This window comes from Nonomuraea terrae (assembly GCF_044465245.1).
GTDB classification, from domain to species: domain Bacteria; phylum Actinomycetota; class Actinomycetes; order Streptosporangiales; family Streptosporangiaceae; genus Nonomuraea; species Nonomuraea terrae.
On the sequence record NZ_JBITLL010000002.1, the window covers coordinates 228,199 to 246,821 of the forward strand.

Genomic DNA, 18,623 nt, shown 5'->3' on the forward strand with positions numbered 1-18,623 from the left:
GGTGACCGCCGACAACCATCCCTTTGGTGATCATCAGGGGCACAATGACGATGAGCAACGAACTACTGGAACTGACCGTTGCCGATGCCCGAGCCTGGCGGGAGTGGCTCAGCAGGCACCACGACAGCTCGGCAGGGGTGTGGCTGGTCCTCGCCAAGCAGAACACGACCCGGCCCACCAGCCTGACCTATGACCAGGCGCTCGACGAAGCCCTGTGCCACGGCTGGATCGATGGCCGGCTACGACGGCGGGATGAGATCACCTTCTGCCGGCGCTTCACCCCTCGCGGAAGGCAAAGTCCCTGGTCAGCGCGGAACGTTTCCATCGTCACCCGTCTGATCAGCGAGGGCCGGATGCATCCGGCCGGAATGACCGAGGTCGAACGCGCCAAGGCCGACGGCCGCTGGGACACGGCCTACGCGGGACAAGCCGGCATCGAGGTACCAGCCGACCTGGCCGCCGCATTGGCCGCGAACCCCCAGGCACAAGCGATGTTCGACATCCTCACCTCCCAAAACCGCTACGCCGTTCTCTATCGGATCACGAACGCCAAACGCGCCGAGACCCGAGCCCGCCGTATCACCCAGTTCGTTGACATGCTCGCCCGCGGCGAGACGATCCACCCACAAAAGCGCGCCCTCGGCAGTTGAACGCCGGACCACTCCTCTCCCCGCCTCGCTCCTCCAAGCCCACGCACATGGCGGCGCGGCGTTCGGCCAGAGCCGGAACCTGACCCAGCCCCGAAGAACCGTCATTGGCATGCTCCACGTCATCGTCGCGCTCACCCAGACCGGCCCGTAAGCACCAGGGGGTGGCCCGCGCCCGGCGCGGGCCACCCCCGAGATCGTTTGTCGCTCAGAGCGGACCAGCTGACGGTTGACCCTCAGCGCCCGGCCCCGGCCCGAGGTCGAGCTGTTTGCTCATGTCGAGCTCGAACTTGCCGTACAGGTTCAGATGGGACCAGAACAGAGCCGACAGGGCGCGCCGGTCGGCGTCGGTGAGCTTCTTTCGCCACTTCGGCTCGGCGAGGACGATCTGCACCATCCTGGTGTTCAGGTAGACGATCGCGGCCTGGACCAGGTGAAGGGCCAGCGCGGAGACCTCGACATGCTCACGGTCGTCGCCGGTCAGATCACCGGCCTTACCATAGAAGATGTCCTTGTTGGCCGAGTTCCAGTTCTCCACCACGTTCAGGTGCTCGTGGATTTCGCGGCGCAGTTCCTCTTCAGCCAGGTAGTCGCAGATGAAGACGGTGCGGATCACTCGGCCGAGTTCCTCGATGGCCCGGTAGGTGGGGTGCTTGGGGCCGCCGCGGGTGAAGCGGCGCAGCATCTGATGGGCTTCGGCGGTGCCCAGCCGTAGCGCCGTCGCGTACTTGATCATCTGGTCGTACTGGTTGGCGATCAGCTCCCAGTCGATGGTCTTGCCCGACAGGACGCCCTCCAACTGCGGCCAGGCCTCGCCTTCGGTCAGGCCCGGCCGGTACAGGCGGGCCGAGCCGATGTTCTTCAGCCGGGGCAGCAGCTTGAAGTCCAGCAAGTGCGAGAACGTAAAGCCAACGATCGAAGCTCCGTGCGTATCGGTGTACTGGCGATCGATCTCCGCGCTGGTCAGATGGCGCAGCAGGCCCTCGATCATCGAGGCCACCTCGGAGTCGGTGGTGGAGCGCACCTGGCTGTAGATGCACACGTTTCTTGCGCTCGACGTGCCAATACACCATGATCCCGGCGCCGCCGTAGCGCTGGTGCCACTCGGTCATGAAGTTCGCCGACCAGGAACCGAACTTGCGCGAGTCCGACGCGCACGCCGTGCCCGGCCCCCACAGCGAGACGTCGCGCACCTCCAGCGTCTTGTTGACCACCGTGCGGATCGCGGCCCGCAGGTTGTCGCGGTTGACGAACAGCCGGCGGGTCCGGCGTAGCGCGGCCTCGGTGTCGGCCTCCATCCCCTCGATCGCCGCGGTGCCGTCGGCGACCCGTTTGATCCCCATGTTCGTGCCAAGCCCGAAGGTGCACAGCAGCAGCCGGCGGCGCAGCACCTTCGCATCAGTCACCGTGCGCGAGGCCACCGAGGTGAACTCGCCAGTGAACTTCGTGACGTGGTCGACATTCTTGATCAGGTCCAGCAGGTCGATCACGCCCCAGCGGCGGGCGATCTCCTCCTTCAGCGCCTCCAAGTTCTCCGGCTCGACCTGCTTGCCCAGGGGCGGCACGCTGATCCACGGCTCACCCTTCCTCCTGGTAATGCTCACCCCGCCCGTCGTGGCCTTCTTCAGCCCCTTGTTCAGCCGGTCCAGCGCCGCCACGTGCCGCTTCTGCAGGTCGGCGATAAAGTCGGCCGGGTCGCGGGGCTTGGCCAGCGCCTCGTAGTGCACATCCCGGTTGTCCTCAAAGTCAGCGGGCAGATCCTCATCGGGGCTGCGCCACGTGTTGGCGCCCTCCACCCAGATCTCACGGCGCCGGATCGCTTTGCGCAGCGCCACCAGCACACACAGCTCGTACGGGATCCGCTCCACCAGGCCGCTGTCCGGGTCCAAGACCGCATCACGCCAATCGTCGGGCACCACGTGCTCCAACGGCACCGCCTCGGCGGCCGCGTAGAAGTCGGCGTCGGAACCGTCGTAGCGTTTCAGCAGGTCCAGCGCGTCCATCACCGGCTTGAAGGTGTCGTTGCTGGAGCGCAACCTCACCGCCTTGAGCAGCTTGGGCAGGCCGCGCCGATAGTGGTGGGAGTAGGAGCCGCGCAGCTTGGTCCGCACCCGGGTACGCAGCTCCTTCTCGTTCGCCTTGGCCTCAGCGATGATGTCGGCCAGCGTCCGCTCACCCACCACCGGATACAGCGCCTTGCGGACGATCTCCTCCGCCAGCTCCAGCGCCGCCGTGGCGAGCTTCACCAAGATCCCGTTCTTGCCCTGCACCCGCCGGAACTCGGCGTTGAGCTCGCCCTCGACCTTCTTCTCCGCCCGAACACTGATCTTGTGCACGAGCTGGACCAGCAGCTCCACCAGCCCGTCGATCAGCTCCGCCTGCCGCACCTGGCACAACGCGGCCAGCAGCGTGAGGCGCACCGGCGGCGCCGCCGCCTCGAAATCGGACGGGTACATCTTCATCGCCCGGGCCCGCCAGCCCGCCACGACCTTCTCCGAGACACCCTCGAACAACGCGGCCGGCAGACCGACCGCCTTGACCCGCTCCAGCTTCCCGATCTCCGCCAGCAGCGTCTCCAACTGCAGCGGCCCCGGGTCCTCCTTCAGCTCCTGCAAGAACGCGCGCCGGCCGCCACTGGCGACAGCGGCGGCCTGGGCCTGCCCGTCCCCTTCCGGAGCGTCCCCTCCGGCGACCGGGACGACGGGCGGGGGAGCTTGGGCGACGATCAGCTCTTCCAGCTTTCCGACCGACTCCAGCGACAAGCGCTGCACGGTCGTGGCGGTGAAGTTCCGCTCGAACATCGCCTCTGCCGCGCCCAGCACGCGTTCGATCCGAGTCGTCTTCGGCGGCTCGATCCGGTCTTCGCGGCAGCGCGCCAGCAGCGCGCCGCGCAACCAATCCCGCGACATCTCCACCGGACAGATCTTGGTGGCCAGCCAGTCGGCAAGCTTGTCCTCATCGCCGACCGTCGGCTCGCGGAAGTGGTGGAACTTCCTGATCTGCGCCCGGTGGTACTCGATCGTGCGCCCGGACCAGTCGTAGGAGGCGAACAACTCCGCGTTCACCTTGACCTGTCCCGCCATAAACTCCACCGCTGGGCGAGGCAGGTCCTCCCGGCGAGGGAACCTGGCTTCCAGCTCGAAGAACTTCAGCATCAGGCCGAAGCCGAGCCGAGTCGCCCCGGACTTGTTCGCCAGCAGCGCGAGTTCCTCCTCATCCAGCGTCCAGCACTCGATCAGGTCCTCGATCTCCCATTCGCGTCGCATGTCCCGCACCCCTTCTCCCGGACCTCCAACGAGATCAGGAAAAACATGGGTCGTAACCGTCCGGCTACCAACTGGTATGTCGCACCCGTGATGGCGACGCAACGCGCCGGAGACATAACGTTTTGCTACTTCGCGGCCGGGCCTGCGACGGAGCCCATGGCCACATCGCATAACTCTGGTTACTCGACGCCGCTGATGTGGCCCTTCTCGAGACGGGTGTACCAGTCGGTGCTCACGCCGGCCAGCACGGCGACCTCCTCGCGGCGCAGCCCCGGCACCCGGCGGCGGCTGCCGGGGGCCAGCCCCGCCTGCTGCGGGGTGATCCTGGCGCGTCGGCTGACCAGGAAGTCGCGGATCTCGTCTCGGTTGTCATGCACCTCTTCACAGTAGGGAGCGGCCGCGGGCGGAAGGGGGTGGAGGTTGTCCCCCGATAAACGCGACCTCCCGCCGGCGAATGGGACCGGGTTGGCTGGACCTTGCCCAGCGGCGGGAGGCGATCGTCGTCCGGCAAAGGAACGCCGTGCAGGAGGTCATCTTCTCCTGCGGCGCAGATGATCGGACCGTTCACGGATACAGGGCGAATGAAGGAGGGGGATGCGTCTGTCGGGTCGTCCGGCGGCCCAGGCCATGTTCGGGGATATCGCTCCACAGCTGGTGCACCTGACCGATGACGTGCTTCGGCGAGGTGTGGCCAGATCCGGCCCTGTCACGGCGCTGTCGGAGTCAGGTGACCGTGGCGGCGCCGGCGGCCCTGTATCGCGGCAACGAACTGGCCTTCCACCTGAAGACGGCCATGGACAACGGGTTGAGCGCGAAGGAGCTGAAGCAGGTGGCGTTCTACGCCCGCCGGCCGAACGCGATGACCGCCATGACCGAGCTGAAGAAGATCGGAGCTGACCTGAAGATGGAGCTGATGACGAAGCCACCGACCAGCAATGCCCCGGCCGAGATGTTCACCGGGGACGCCTGGTGGGATGTCATCTACCAGGGCCGGGAGCCGTCCCGGGCGCATGCGAACATGGTGCGATTCGCGCCGGGCGCCCGTACCGCGTGGCATTCCCACGGCCTCGGCCAGACCTTGTTCATCGTGGCGGGCGTCGCGCTGATCCAATCTCGCGGCGAGCCGCTCATCGAGGCCCATCCGGGCGACATCGTGCACACCCCACCGGGCGAGGAGCACTGGCACGGCGCCGCACCTGAGCATTTCATGGTTCATCCGGCGCTGTGGGAGGGCGATGAGACCACCTGGCTGGAGCACGTCGGCGACGCCGTTCGGGGCGGTCCACTCCAGCCTGCGCGGCTGAGCTCGGCGGCCTGCCGACCGGCCACGTCACGGCACATCTGGTCTGGTCAAGGAGATCCATCATGCGTGGAGCAGTGTTGTACGCCCCTGGCGACGTGCGCGTCGAGGACCGCCAGGATGCGGCGATCATCGAGCCGACCGACGCGATCATCCGCCTGTCGGCGACGTGTATCTGCGGCTCGGACCTGTGGCCGTATCGGGGCGTGGAGAAGCTCGACGGGCCGGCCGTGATGGGGCACGAATACGTCGGCGTGGTGGAAGAGGTCGGCAGCGAGGTCACCACCGTCAAGCCCGGCCAGTTCGTCGTCGGCTCGTTCGTCGCCTCCGACGGCGTCTGCGAGATCTGCCGCTCCGGCTACCCCTCCTCCTGCGTCCACCGGGTGTTCATGAACGAGGTCGGCACCCAGTCCGAGCGCGCCCGGATCCCGCACGCCGACGGCACCCTCGTGGCCACCCCGGGCATGCCCGGCGCGGAGGTGATCCCCAGCTTGCTGGCCGCCTCCGACGTGCTGGGCACCGGTTGGTTCGGCGCGGTGGCCGCGCAGGCCGGGCCCGGTAAGACGGTCGCGGTGGTCGGCGACGGCGCGGTCGGACTCATGGCGGTGCTGGCCGCCAGGCAGCTCGGCGCCGAACGGATCATCGCGATGAGCCGGCACGAGACGCGTCAGAAGCTCGCGCGCGAGTTCGGCGCCACCGACATCGTCACCGAGCGCGGCGACGACGGCGTGGCTCAGGTCAAGGAGCTGACGAACGGGCTCGGCGCGCACAGCGTCGTCGAGGCGGTCGGCACCCAGGAGTCGATGCGGCAGGCCATCGGCTCCGCCCGGCCCGGCGGCCACGTCGGCTTCGTGGGTGTCAACCACGACGTCGCCCTCAGCGGCGAGGAGCTCTTCATCGCCCAGGTCAGCCTGCTCGGCGGCCCGGCTCCGGTGCGCCGGTTCCTGCCCGAGCTGATCGAGCTGATCTGGGAACGGAAGATCGACCCCGGCAAGGTCTTCGATCTCACGCTGCCGCTGGACCGGGCGGCCGAGGGATACCGGGCCATGGACGAACGCCGCGCGATCAAAGTCCTCCTGGAGCCCTGACCGGCGGTTCGGGTTGGCGTCTCGTCCGTTCCTCCTGCTGATGAAGGAGAAGTGAGGCTTCATGTCCGATGAGCTCTCCGGTCACGACCGTGGCGATGACGCGGTGACGCTGGGGTCCCGGCGGGCCTTCCTGTCGACGACCACACTCGGCGCGCGGCGGCCGGCGTCCTGTCGTGCGCCGTCCCCGCCGAGCAGGCCGAACTGGCGGCAGTGACAGCAGCACGCTGTCGGTGATGGTGAACGGATGCCGCACCACGTGACGATCGGCAACCGGACCTCGCTGCTGGACCTGCGGCGCGAACATCTTGCCCTGCCGGGCACCAAGAAGGGCTGCGACCAGAGGGCGTGCGGCGCAGTGCCCGCGACCGGTGCCCGTTGGAGGGGATCAGATGAGCGCCACGCGCGTGCGCTTCTGCACGCCCGATGCCGAGATTGTCGTGCGTATGGCCGACAATCCGACGAGCCGAGACTTCGTCTCCGAGCTGCGGCTGGCCCTGGCGTTTGAGGACTTCGCCAGATCAGCCACCTGCCTGAGCGCCTCATCACGGACAGCTCGCCCGGCAGCGTCACCCGAAACGGTGTCCTCATCTCCTACAAGCCGTGGGGCAACCCCGGCTTCTACTACAACGCCGACGGCGGCCACGACGACGACGTCATCGAGTCGGGCCTGCGGCAGCCCGACAGTCTCGAACAAGGCCAGGTCACCGTCGAGGTGATCGAGTAGCCGCCGCCCTGACCCGCAGGAACCCCGGGACGGACCCAGGGTCGTCCGCTCAAGCGCGGGCCGTCGGCAGCCGACCGAAGAAGGCCGGCACCCGAGCAGAGAGCATCACCAGCCAGGAGAGAACACGAGATGAATCCCACCTACGACTTCACCGGCCAGGTCGCCTTCGTCACCGGAGCCAGTTCCGGGATGGGACTGGCCACCGCCCGCGCCTTCGCCGAGTCCGGGGCCGCAGTCGCCCTCACCGACATCAACGCCGAGGCCCTGCAGGCCGCGGCCAAGGACCTCACCGGCGCCGGCCACCAGGTCCTCGCCCTCACCTGTGACGTCAGTGACGAGGACCAGGTCGCCGCCGCCGTTGATCGCACCGTCGAAACCTTCGGCCGTCTCGACATGGCTTTCAACAACGCCGGCATCCAGATCCCGCCCAGCGACGCCGCCGACGAGCCGGTCGAGGTCTTCGATCGCGTCAATGCCGTCAACCTGCGCGGTGTCTGGGCGTGCATGAAGCACGAACTGCGGCACATGCGCGCCCAGGGCAGCGGCGCCATCGTCAACTGCTCCTCCCTGGGTGGCCTGGTCGGCATCCCCGGCCGCGCCTCCTACCACGCCTCGAAGCATGGTGTCATCGGGCTCACCAAGAGCGCCGCCCTCGAATACGCGCCCCGCGGCATCCGCATCAACGCCATCTGCCCCGGCACCATCGACACCCCCATGGTCTCCGACATGGTCGCCAAGGGGGAACTCGACCGCGCCCAGGCCGAAGCCGACCAGCCCATCAATCGGCTCGGCCGCGCCGAGGAGATGGCCCAGGCGGTGCTGTGGCTGTCCAGCCCCGGCGCCAGCTTCGTCATCGGCGTCGCCCTGCCCGTCGACGGCGGCTACGTAGCCCGCTGACCCCCAGCGTCCCCGAGATCTCAAGCCATGCGATCGAAGGACACCGTGATCGTTGCGGGCCTGTCGGCATTGCTCGTCCTGACGGCATGCGGCACGCCCGCGCCGGACGCCGTCCCCTCAGCATCTGAGCGGCCAACGGCACCCACGGCCCCGACTCCCCGCTCCGACGAGTCATTGAGGCTGAACCAGCCAGGCCCTGTGGACATTCGTCGATGAATGTAGCTATCGTCCCGCAGGTCAATTCGCGCCCCGAGCCATTGTGTCCCCGGAGGTCCGCATGTTTCCCTTGGCCGCTCACGAAAGAAGGGGGGTGTGGCGAACCATCTCCGGCCTCGCTGTTCCTCTTTTTGTGGCCGGGTCCCTCAATTTCGCTGCCCAGCTCGGAATTATCGCCATTCTGGGTCGTATGGGGGGAGAGGCCATTTATGTGCGTTCCCTGTATCAGCCTGTCAGCCTCATCGTCCTTGCCCTGAGTGTGGGCTTCGCGGTCTGCAACCAGGTCGCCGCCGCGATCAGCAGGGGGGCCGGGCGCCCCCACGACGTCATGTCGAACGCCGCCAGCCTGGCCAGGGTATGGCTCGGGCTCGGCGCGGCCCTGTACGTGGTCCTCACGGTCGCGACTCCCTCCCTGACCGGTCTCCTCCATATGGACGCCGGGCTGCGGGACACGTTTGCCTCCTTCCTGCGCTGGACGAGCGCCGCCAGCCTGCTGGCCGTCGGGGAGGAGATGTGTGCGTCCAGCCTGCGTGGCTATGGGTATGTGCGACAGGCCACCGTCCTGGTCATCTGTACGGCGATCGTGCGGATCGGCCTCGTGGCCGGCCTCGGGCTCGGTGCCGACATCGGGATCGCGGCGGTGCCCATCGCCGAGGCGGCAGCGGGTCTGACCGGCCTGACCATGGGTCTGGTGCTGCTGCGCCGCACCGAGCTGTGGCATCCGCCGGCCGCCCGGATCTGGCGGCGCGAGGTGTTCACCGACCTGCGCCGCATCGGTGTGCCCATCGCCATGTCCTTTCTCGTGCTCTCCGCGTACAACCTCGCGGTCATCGGCGTCCTCGGGAACTACGGGGAGAACGCCGTGGCCGGGTTCACGGTCGCGTCCACCCTGCAGAGCGTCGTGCTGCTGCCGGGGATGGTCCTGGGTACAGCCACAGCGATCACCATCAACCAGCAACGCGGCGCGGGCGAATGGCGGCGCATACGTGAATCGATGCGCGGTGGCATCGAGGTCACCGTCGTGACCTACGTGGTGATCGCGGCGCTGGTGTGGTCACTGCATGACCCGCTGGCGCGGCTGATAGGCGGCGACGCCGGGGTGGCCGCAGCTACGGGCAGTTACCTGGGCTCCGTGGGCCTCACCTACGCCGTCCAGGGACCTGTGCTCGCCTCGCTGACCGTCATGGAGGAGACCGGCGGCGGCTTCCGGGCCATCGTGCTCAACGCCATCTACTTCGGCCTGATCGTCGCGGTCAGCGCGGCGGCGGCACACGCCGTCGGCAGCGCGGACGGCTTCTACGCCGCGGTGGCGTACTGCAACCTGATCGGCGTGACGGTGCCGCTCATCGCCGTACAACACATACGGAAACTGTCGGCCAGGGGCAGCGCCGCTCAGGCAGCCGCCGCGACCGGCTGAATGAAACGGGCCGAACGACGACGCGCGGGCTGCGCACGACGTCGTCGACCTGAACGACATTCCCGGCACCGCCGGCCGCATCGCCACGGCCCCGCGCAAGGAGTTCGCCGAGGCAAGCCGAGCGCGAGGAGCAGGCAACGGTGGAGGCCCGCTCAGCGGCGATTCTCCCGGGGCGTGATCACGAAGGTCAGGCCGTCGAGCAGGCGTTCCAGGCCGAAGGCGAACAATGACTCCAGGTCGAGCTCCGTGCCCGGCTCGGCGACCTGGGCGATCAGTGGCCCGTCCACGGGCAGCCTGGCTCTGACCCACTGCTTGCTGGTCATCCCCGTGTCCAGCTCGGCGACGGCCTCGCTCTCGATGTTCACCGCCGTGCCCCGGACGTAGTTCACGATCGTGGCGTAGACGTGCATGCGGGTGGTCGGGTCCAGGCCGAGGCCGTCGAGCGCCCGCAGGGTCCACAGCCCGTACGCCAGCAGTCCTGGCAGAGTGACCGGCCGGGTGATGGAGACGAGGCGCGGCAACCAGGGATGGCGCTGGTAGGTCGCCCACTGCAGCTGAGCGGCCACCCGTAGGTGGGAACGCCAGCCCGGTGGCGGCTCCGGATAGTCGATCTCGGCGAACGCGGCGTCGGCGATCAGCTGGGTGAGCTCGGCCTTGGCCTCGAGGTGCCGGTAGAGGGTCATGGTGGCGACCCCGAGCTTGGCCGCCACCGACCGCATGGACAACGCGGCCAAGCCGTCGGCGTCGGCGATCTCCATGGCCGCGCGGACGACGCGGTCGCGTTCGAGACCCCCGGCCGAACGCGAGGGCAGTCTCCGGGGAGCGACCACGGCGCCGACCCGAGAGGTGGACTCGATGGCGCCTGCCTGCTTGAGCGCGGCCAGCGCCTTCGTGGCGGTCGCCATCGCGACGCCCCATTCACGCATGATCGCCCTGGTGGTGGGGATGGCATCGCCGGGCCGCAGCTCTCCCTCGGCGATACGCCGCTCGATGTCGGCGACGATCCGGAGGTACGGCGGTTGCGGATCGTTCACAACGGCCATGCTGCCACGCCTCAGCGGTCAGGCAGCCAGTTGCCGTGCAGACCGAGCGGCACCCTGACCGGGAGGTGGACGCGCGCGACGGGCCCACCGGTGAAGTCCTGCGCCGACAGGATCACCAGGTCACTGGCGCCTCTTGAGGCATCGTGCACGTACGTGAGGAGGTACCCCGCGTCCTCCTCCTGCCCCGTGGCGGCGTACACCGCCTCCCCGACCGCCTCGTCCTTGCCGAAGGCGTGCACCTCGGCCGTCCCCCGTTCCAGGTCGTGCTTGACCAGGGCGTTGGTGAAGGCCTGGTCCGGCGGCATGCCCTCGGGCGCGAACGGGATCCCGTACAAGGCGGTCGCAGCCGAGTAGCCATATCGGTACGGGCGGGTGGCACGCGCCTCGTTCACGCGCGGGAAGTCCTGCGGCCGGTCGTCGACGCGCCGCTGGCGGATCTTGTCCGGCGTGATCACCCAGCGGTCCAGCATGGGCCGGATCGCCCCAGGATCGGCTGGATCGAACGGCCCGTCGGCCGTGACCAGGTCGACCACGATCGAGTCGCCGTCGTCGTAGGCGTTGAGCGTGTGGCTGACATGAACCGGGTCGATGTCCAGCCAGCGCACGTCCCCACCGGTCCTGGACATGACGCCCACCCGTGTCGGGTGCTCGGGCAGCCACCGGCACGCGAACCCGTCGAAGCCGAGCGGCGTGTCCCACAACACCACGTGGTTCTCGGTGAGCGCGAAGTCGTGCAGGAACGGCGTGCGCGTCATGGGGATGGCGGTGGTCTGGACGACGCCACCCCCGGCGTCGGTCACGATGTGCTGCACGAAGTCGCGGCCCGGCATGTACGACAGCGAGTGCAGCTCGCCGGTGAGCGGGTCGTGCTTGGAGTGCGCGCCTGCCGTGAACCCCTCCGCGGTCGCTCCCAGCTCGCACCCGCCCACGGTGTTCAGCTCCTCGTCCAGCTCGGCGGGCGGCAGGCCACCCTCTGCCATGGCGAACGTACGCTGGGCGTGCTCGATCACGTGCACCATGGGCGCGAAGCCGGGCGTGCGCACGAAGCGGTTGCGATACCACTCGGCCCGGCCGTCACGCAGCCGTACTCCGTGCACCATGCCCTGGCCCATGCCCCAGATGTGCACAACGGGGTCTTCCACACCCAGCGGGTTGGGCCCGTTGCGCAGGTAGCGGCCGTTGAGCTCGGCCGGGATCCGCCCGGTGACAGGGAGGTCGTAGGCGGTGACTTCTTCAGTGACGGGCGCGAAGGGCCCTTCGAGGTATCTCACGTGAACACCGTACGCAGGACAACAGGCGAGGCCCCGATCACGGCGGGAAAGGTCGTGCTGTGCACTAGTGCAATGCTGGTGCCTGGACTCATCCGGCTGCGGCGTTCAGAGGGGTGTTCGATCCGCTACCCGGTTACCCGGGAGCCGGCGAAGGCACCGGCCGATGCGGCGAGGACGGCGGTTCTGGCCGCATGGTCGGGGAGATCCGGGTCGGGTGGCGTACGGAGCAGCACCAGGTGGTGGTACAACGGCGCGGTGGCGGCGACGAGCAGTCGCCGCGCGTCGGTGTCCGGCGGGAGTTCGCCGCGGCGAACGGCTCGGCTGACGATGACCTCGCAGCGGGCGTAGCGGTCCTCCCAGAGCCGACGCAGGCCGCGGGCGGCTTCCGCGGAGCGGAACGAGGCGGCGATCAGGGCTGCGGCGATCGACGGCCGCTCGGTCAGGGCCGCCTGGTTCTCGTGGTTCAGTGCCGCCAGGTCGCCCCGCAGGGAGCCGGTGTCCTGGGGCTGCCAGTCATCGTCACCCGTCGCTTCCAAGAGGTCGGCGAGCAGGCCGCCGACATCCCGCCAGCGCCGGTACACCGTTGCGCGATGGACTCCCGCACGGGCCGCGACGGCGTCCAGGGTGAGCTCGTCGTAGCCGCGCTCGCCGAGCTCGGCGCGGACCGCGTCGAGCACCTGTTGACGGATGCGGCTGGTACGGCCACCCGGCCGGCGTCGGATCGGCGGGGCCGACGGGCCGCCCTGCGGTGATGGAACCGCGGAAGTCAACGATCTGTCTCCGGTTTGCTCAGCGGACAACGTCCATGACAACATCTTAATGTAGCAGTTGTCGCGTTAGTGGCGGTCTCGATGCTTTGGAAGCAGCGCGCCGTGCCGACGGTCTCCGCCAGGTCCTGACGCCCCGCGAGCACCTGCCGTCAGCAGGACTTCGAGAGGAAACGATCCATGCAGCCCCGCGTTCCCGCCGATCCGACCGTGGTGCATCCCATGCCCGAGCAGCCGCGGGTGGTGCTGCTCCGGCCGTTGGTCACGTCGCCGTTGATCGAGGTGGGGGAGTATTCGTACTACGACGATCCGGACGATCCGACCGCGTTCGAGACGCGCAACGTGCTCTACCACTACGGGCCGGAGAAACTGGTCATCGGCAAGTTCTGTGCGCTGGGCACGGGGGTGCGGTTCCTCATGAACGGCGCCAACCACCGCATGGACGGCCCGTCGACCTTCCCCTTCCCGACCATGGGCGGTTCGTGGTCCGAACATTTCGACCTGCTCACCGGCCTGCCCAACCGCGGGGACACCGTCGTCGGCAACGACGTCTGGTTCGGCCACGGCGTCACGGTGATGCCAGGCGTACGGATCGGGCACGGCGCGATCATCGGCGCCGGCGCCGTGGTCACCTCGGACGTGCCCGACTACGGGATCGCCGGAGGCAACCCGGCCCGTCTCATCCGCACCCGCTACAACGAGCGGGACATCGCCCGGCTGCTGGCCGTGGCCTGGTGGGATTGGCCCGCGGAGCACATCACCGAGCACGTGCGGACGATCATGTCGGGCGACATCGGCGACCTGGAAGCCGCTGTCCCGAACACCTGACGTACGCGACACCGGCACGGGACTCCCATGCCGGTGTCCCCTTCCTGCTCGGACGGCCAGGCGGCTAGCGACCTCGCGCACGATCCGGAGATCCGTCCAGCATGGTGACGAGGACACGGAAGATCACTCGTTCGTGTCAGCGGCCGTGTCAGCACGACAACGGCGCGGTATCAGCGCGGTCGGCGATGGTGGATGCCGTGAACGGATCAGCGATCGCGGCCCGACGAGAGGAATGATCATGGAACATGTCGTCACCACGCTGCCGACCACGCGTCAGCCCGGCTGCCCCTTCGACCCGCCCAAGGAGCTGATCGAGGCCCGCGAGCACGGCCCGATCAGCCGCCTGCCCTTCGCCGACGGACACCAGGGCTGGTTGATCACCGGATACGACCTGGTCAGGTCGGTCCTGGCCGACCAACGCTTCAGCTCCCGCAGGGAGCTCATGCGCCACCACCCGACGATCGACTACGGCGAGATCGAGGTCCCGCCGGCGCCGCCCGGCGAGTTCCTCCTCATGGACGAGCCGCAGCACAGCCGATACCGCAAACCGCTGGTGGGCAAGTTCACCGTCCGGCGGATGCGGCAGCTCACCGAACGCGTCGAGCAGGTCACCGCCGAGCACCTGGACGCGATGGAGAAGGCCGGGCCCACGGCGGACCTGGTCACCGCGTTCGCCAAGCCCATCCCCGCCATCATGATCTGTGAGCTGCTGGGCGTGCCGTACGAGGACCGGAGCTCCTTCCAGGAGCAGGTCGACTTGTTCATGAGCGGGGAGACGAGCGACGAGGACCTGATGGCGGCCTACACCGCGACCCAGAACTACCTCGCGGAGCTGGTGGCCGCCAAACGCGCCGACCCCACCGACGACGTGCTCAGCGACCTGACCGACAGCGACTTCACCGACGAGGAGCTGAGGGGAATCGCCCTGATCCTGCTGGCGGGCGGTCTCGACACCACCACCAACATGCTGGCGCTGGGCACCTTCGCCCTGCTGCGGAACCCGGAGCAGCTGGCCGCGCTGCGCGCCGACCCCACGCTCACCGACAACGCCGTCGAGGAGCTGCTGCGGTACCTGACCGTCGCCAAGACGGGTCAGCGGGTCGCGCTGGAGGACGTCGAGCTGGGCGGTCAGACCATCAAGGCCGGTACGACGGTCATCCTGTCGCTCAACACCGCCAACCGGGATCCCGAACGTTTCACCGACCCGCACGTGCTCGACCTGCGCAGGCAGGACGGCGGGCATCTGGCCTTCAGCCACGGCATCCACCAGTGCCTCGGCCAGCAGCTGGCCCGCGTCGAGATGCGGGTCGCCTTCCCCGCTCTGATCCACCGCTTCCCCACGCTGCGCCTGGCCGTACCGGCTGAGGAGGTCGCCCTGCGCCCGGAGACCGCGGACATCTACGGGGTCAAGAGCCTCCCGGTCACCTGGGACGCGTCTTGAGCACCTGAAACCCCCGATGAGCACGGTTCTTCCGGCGAGAGCCCGCAGCGCCGGGGTGACGGGCCGAGCCGGCCTACGGCGACCTGCCTGGACAACTTTGGGCGCGCCGGCGGAAAACCGGCACACTCCGCCAGACGTGCAACGGTAACGATCCGATGAAGGCCGGCGGTGTTCGCGGCTGGTGCGCAGTGGCGATTCGTCGGTATTCGCCATGGTTCGGCACAATTGCCGATGTGCGAGTTGAATTGCTCGGGCCGTTCGAGGTCCGGAACCCCGATGGGGCCGTGGTGGAGGTTCCTGGAATTCGGCTGCGCGCGCTGCTCGCCGCACTCGCCCTCGAACCTGGCCGGATCGTCACGCGTTCGAGGCTGGTGGACTGGATCTGGGGGGAACGGCCACCCGCGGACGAAGTGAATGCCTTGCAGGCGTTGGTGTCCCGGCTGCGCCGGGTGTTGCCGGACGGTGTGATCGAGGCGCACTCCGGCGGGTACCGGCTGGCCGTGGCGCCTGACGCCGTGGACGTGTACCGGTTCGAGCACCTGGTCGGTCAGGCCCGCGCCGCCGACCCTGCGGCACGGGCTGATCTGCTGCGCTCGGCCTTGGCATTGTGGCGCGGTACGCCCATGGCGGACATCGCACTGCGCGACAGCGACGCGTTCGACGCCGTGGTCGCGCGTCTGGGCGAACTTCACGTCGCCGCGCTCGGGGATCGGGTGGACGCGGATATCCGCCTCGGCCGCGGCTCGGAGTTGGTCTCCGAGCTGACCGAGCTGGTCGCCGCGTATCCGCTGCGGGAAGGGTTCGTGGCGGCCTTGATGCGAGCGCTCGCCGAGGCGGGGCGTGGGAACGAGGCGCTGACCGTGTACCAGCGCACGCGCGAGCGGCTCGCCGAGGAGCTGGGCGCCGATCCATCGGCCGAGCTCTCCGCGCTGCACACCGCGTTGCTGCGGGGCGAGCTGGGCGAGCGGGCGGAGAATCGCCGGACGAACCTGCGCGCCGAGCTGACGAGTTTCGTCGGCAAGGACGGTGACGTCGGCGCGGTCGCCGGTCTGGCCATGAACCACCGGCTGGTCACCCTGACGGGGCCGGGCGGCTCCGGCAAGACAAGGCTGGCCACGGAGACCTCGCGGACGATGCTCGCCGAGCTCCCGGACGGGGCATGGCTGGTCGAACTGGCCTCGGTGCGGGCAGGCGGTGAGCTGGCGCAGGTCGCCCTTACCGCGATCGGCCTGCGTGACCAGGCCTTGCTCGGTGGTGCGCGGGGTGGCGAACCGATGGATCGGCTCATCGCCGCGGTGCGGGAGCGCGCGATCCTGCTGGTCCTGGACAACTGCGAGCACGTGATCGAGGCGGCCGCGGCTTTGGCGGATCGGCTCCTGGGGGAGTGCCAGAGGCTGCGGATTCTGGCCACGAGCAGGGAGCCGCTCGGTATCACCGGGGAGGTCCTGTGGCAGGTCGAGCCACTCGCGCTGCCCGCGAAGGGAGCAGACCCCTCCGAGGCAGGGTCCTCGCCCGCGGTGCGGCTGCTGCGGGACCGCGCGGATCTGGTGCGCAAGGACATCGGCTCCGACCCGCACACCTTGTCGGCCATGGCGCGGATCTGCCGGGCGCTCGACGGGATCCCGCTGGCCATCGAACTGGCCGCGGCACGGCTGCGCACCATGTCCGTCGATCAGCTGGCACATCGGCTCGATGACCGATTCCGGCTGTTGACCAGTGGCAGCCGTACGGCGCTTCCCCGGCACCAGACGCTGCGCGCGGTCGTGGACTGGAGCTGGGATCTGTTGACCGAGGCCGAACGTGGTGTGCTGCGGCGGCTCTCGGTGTTCTCCGGCGGGGCGAGTCTGGAAGCGGCCGAACGGGTGTGCGGCGACGAGACGTTCGCGGGGGAGCAGCTGTTCGACGTGCTGGCCGCGTTGATCGACAAGTCGCTGCTGCTCGCCGACGGCGAGGGCACACCGCGCTACCGGATGCTCAACACCATCAGGGAGTACGCGGCGCACCGGCTCGACGAAGTGGGGGAAACCGAGGCGGCGCGCCGGGCGCACCTCGCCTACTTCACCGAGCTGGCTGAGACGGCCGATCCGCATCTGCGCCGGGCCGAGCAGCTGGAGTGGTTGTCCACGCTCAAGGCCGAGCACGACAACCTCAGTGCGGCCGCGCGCGGGGCGATCGCCGAGGGATGGGCCCATGAGGCGATGCGGCTGGTCGCGGCCGTGGGCTGGTACTGGTTCCTCGCGGGACACCGGGCGGAGGGCACCGAGTTGAGCATCGCGGCGGCCTCGCTGCGCGGTGAGGTGCCCGATGAGGTGCGGGCGATGGCGTACACCATCGTGACGATATTCGTGTCCTCCGGGCCCGGCGGCGATCAGTATCAGGCGCGGGAGTGGATCCACGAGGCGCACCGGTTCATCCAGCGCAGCGGGTATCGCAACCCGCTGCTCGGCTTCGTCGTGCCGCTGGAGCGGATGCTGCACGGGCCGACGGAGTTCCTGCCCGCGTTCGACCCGCTCATCGCCGACGACGATCCATGGGTGCGCGCGCAGGCCAGGCTCTCTCGTGGCCGGCTGCGGCTCACGCTCGGCGGCGACGAGACCGACGTGGACAGCGACCTCGAAATCGCCCTCGCCGAGTTCCGCACGCTGGGTGACCGGATGGGGATCTCGCTGGCGCTGACCTACGTGGCCGATCGGCTCGCCATGCGCGGCGAGTTCGCACGCGCGTGTGAGCACTACGAAGAGGCGGTCGTGGCGGTGACCGAAGTAGGCGCGACCGAGGACGTGGTCGGGCTGCGGGCGCGGCAGGCTCAGCTGTACTGGTTGCTCGGCGATGAGCGATCCAGCACCGCCGCCATGACGGAAGCTCAGCGGTGCGCGCGTGGCGAGATCGCCTGGCCGGACACGCTCGCCGATCTGGCGGTCTCGAAGGCGCAGCTGGCCCGCTGGCGCGGTGAGCCGGACGAGGCACGCCAGCACCTGGCCACGGTGCGGACGATGCTGGGCGACGCGGAACCGAAGAACGTGCTCCGCGCCAAGGCCATGGACCTGCACGGCTACCTAGCCGAGGACCTCGAGGAGGCCCGCGCGCATCGGACCGAGGCGTACCACGCGGCCATGGAGCACGCGTATCCACCGATGATCGCCGAGGTGTTGATCGGCATCGCGGATCTCGCGCTGCGCCAGGGACAGTACGAGCAGGCCGTGCGGTTGCTCGCGGCAAGCGACGGCGTCCGCGGTACGCCGGATCGTTCACAGCCGGACGCCTCCAGGATCGCCGCGGACGCGCGGAATCGCCTCGGTGAAACCGCGTTCAGCGAGGCGACCCGTGCCGGACGGCTGCAGGATTGGCGTCAGCTGGCGGAGATCACCCTCGCTTCGTGAACGTTGTGCGCGCCCACAGGTAGCCGATCAACGTGAGTCCGGCACACCAGGGGATCGCCGTGATGGCCGGGCCCGCCGACGGCGCGCCGGTCGGCAACCCGCGCGGGTTCTCGATGATCGAGGTGAACGGCTGGTGCTCCGCGCATTCCCGCACACCCGGCCCTACCTTGTCGGCCGGCACGAATGCGCTGCTCGAATAGGGAAGGAGCATCAACGGGACAGCGGCGAAGCCAAACCCGACCTCCCCGCCCGCTTCGCCCACGGCATCCCGCTCAACGCCACTGATACCGCCCGCCTGTACGCCCACGGACCTGCCGGGTACATCGACTACCCCCGCA

The 18,623-nt window shown here is 68.9% G+C and carries 14 protein-coding genes and 2 pseudogenes; 8 read left to right on the forward strand and 8 right to left on the reverse strand.

The genetic code is table 11. From position 1 onward, the window contains the following. The first annotated feature begins 50 nt into the window (after positions 1–50). Positions 51–650, forward strand: a complete 600-nt coding sequence (locus ACIBP6_RS07295; RefSeq protein ID WP_397049717.1) for a YdeI family protein — start codon at positions 51–53, stop codon at positions 648–650. A gap of 205 nt (positions 651–855) precedes the next feature. Here the strand turns inward: ACIBP6_RS07295 and ACIBP6_RS07300 are convergent, their stop codons facing one another. The 3 genes and pseudogenes from ACIBP6_RS07300 to ACIBP6_RS07310 form a co-directional block, all read right to left on the reverse strand. Then, positions 856–1,638 carry a Tn3 family transposase gene (locus ACIBP6_RS07300; protein WP_397049719.1) on the reverse strand — a complete coding sequence of 261 codons (783 nt, stop codon included), beginning with the start codon at positions 1,636–1,638 and terminating at the stop codon, positions 856–858. A 64-nt stretch (positions 1,639–1,702) separates the two neighbouring features. Next, positions 1,703–4,084: pseudogene (locus ACIBP6_RS07305) on the reverse strand (Tn3 family transposase); the annotation flags it as partial. Positions 4,085–4,098: 14 nt separating this feature from the next. Continuing rightward, positions 4,099–4,290 (reverse strand): annotated as a pseudogene (locus tag ACIBP6_RS07310) (transcriptional regulator); the annotation flags it as partial. A 290-nt stretch (positions 4,291–4,580) separates the two neighbouring features. On the opposite strand from ACIBP6_RS07310, the gene ACIBP6_RS07315 reads away from it, so the two are divergent. Both ACIBP6_RS07315 and ACIBP6_RS07320 read left to right on the forward strand, forming a co-directional pair. After that, positions 4,581–5,447: a (R)-mandelonitrile lyase gene (locus tag ACIBP6_RS07315; RefSeq protein ID WP_397049721.1), complete on the forward strand. Its 867-nt coding sequence runs from the start codon at positions 4,581–4,583 to the stop codon at positions 5,445–5,447. Beyond that, positions 5,345–6,301, forward strand: a complete 957-nt coding sequence (locus ACIBP6_RS07320) for a zinc-dependent alcohol dehydrogenase family protein (protein WP_397051479.1) — start codon at positions 5,345–5,347, stop codon at positions 6,299–6,301. The genes ACIBP6_RS07315 and ACIBP6_RS07320 overlap by 103 nt, the downstream gene beginning before the upstream one ends. A gap of 385 nt (positions 6,302–6,686) precedes the next feature. Here ACIBP6_RS07320 and ACIBP6_RS07325 read toward each other — a convergent pair whose 3' ends face one another. After that, positions 6,687–6,995 (reverse strand): hypothetical protein, encoded by a 309-nt coding sequence (locus tag ACIBP6_RS07325; protein ID WP_397049723.1) that lies wholly within the window; start codon positions 6,993–6,995, stop codon positions 6,687–6,689. A 159-nt stretch (positions 6,996–7,154) separates the two neighbouring features. On the opposite strand from ACIBP6_RS07325, the gene ACIBP6_RS07330 reads away from it, so the two are divergent. Together ACIBP6_RS07330 and ACIBP6_RS07335 are read left to right on the forward strand one after the other, a co-directional pair. Continuing rightward, complete coding sequence (locus ACIBP6_RS07330; protein ID WP_397049725.1) at positions 7,155–7,922, forward strand: SDR family NAD(P)-dependent oxidoreductase; 768 nt, start codon at positions 7,155–7,157, stop codon at positions 7,920–7,922. A 310-nt stretch (positions 7,923–8,232) separates the two neighbouring features. Further along, on the forward strand, positions 8,233–9,555 hold the full coding sequence (locus ACIBP6_RS07335; protein WP_397049727.1) for an MATE family efflux transporter: 1,323 nt from the start codon (positions 8,233–8,235) through the stop codon (positions 9,553–9,555). A gap of 152 nt (positions 9,556–9,707) precedes the next feature. Here the strand turns inward: ACIBP6_RS07335 and ACIBP6_RS07340 are convergent, their stop codons facing one another. The 3 genes from ACIBP6_RS07340 to ACIBP6_RS07350 all read right to left on the reverse strand — a co-directional run bounded on the left by ACIBP6_RS07340 (position 9,708) and on the right by ACIBP6_RS07350 (position 12,546). After that, a complete protein-coding gene (locus tag ACIBP6_RS07340) occupies positions 9,708–10,589 on the reverse strand; it encodes a GntR family transcriptional regulator (RefSeq protein ID WP_397049729.1) in 882 nt (293 codons plus the stop codon). Between the two features lie 20 nt (positions 10,590–10,609). Continuing rightward, positions 10,610–11,869, reverse strand: a complete 1,260-nt coding sequence (locus ACIBP6_RS07345) for a carotenoid oxygenase family protein (protein WP_397049731.1) — start codon at positions 11,867–11,869, stop codon at positions 10,610–10,612. A gap of 125 nt (positions 11,870–11,994) precedes the next feature. Beyond that, entirely contained in the window at positions 11,995–12,546 is a 552-nt protein-coding gene (locus ACIBP6_RS07350; RefSeq protein ID WP_397049733.1) for a TetR/AcrR family transcriptional regulator, read from the reverse strand. 270 nt (positions 12,547–12,816) lie between these two features. On the opposite strand from ACIBP6_RS07350, the gene ACIBP6_RS07355 reads away from it, so the two are divergent. From ACIBP6_RS07355 to ACIBP6_RS07365, 3 genes are all read left to right on the forward strand, one after another. Continuing rightward, entirely contained in the window at positions 12,817–13,464 is a 648-nt protein-coding gene (locus tag ACIBP6_RS07355) for a CatB-related O-acetyltransferase (protein ID WP_132618352.1), read from the forward strand. A gap of 238 nt (positions 13,465–13,702) precedes the next feature. Then, positions 13,703–14,905 carry a cytochrome P450 gene (locus ACIBP6_RS07360; protein WP_397049735.1) on the forward strand — a complete coding sequence of 401 codons (1,203 nt, stop codon included), beginning with the start codon at positions 13,703–13,705 and terminating at the stop codon, positions 14,903–14,905. Between the two features lie 233 nt (positions 14,906–15,138). Next, complete coding sequence (locus tag ACIBP6_RS07365; RefSeq protein WP_397049737.1) at positions 15,139–18,285, forward strand: BTAD domain-containing putative transcriptional regulator; 3,147 nt, start codon at positions 15,139–15,141, stop codon at positions 18,283–18,285. Here the strand turns inward: ACIBP6_RS07365 and ACIBP6_RS07370 are convergent. Then, on the reverse strand, positions 18,269–18,592 hold the full coding sequence (locus ACIBP6_RS07370) for a hypothetical protein (protein WP_397049739.1): 324 nt from the start codon (positions 18,590–18,592) through the stop codon (positions 18,269–18,271). The two genes, ACIBP6_RS07365 and ACIBP6_RS07370, sit on opposite strands and share 17 nt — an antisense overlap. Between the last annotated feature and the right edge of the window lie 31 nt (positions 18,593–18,623).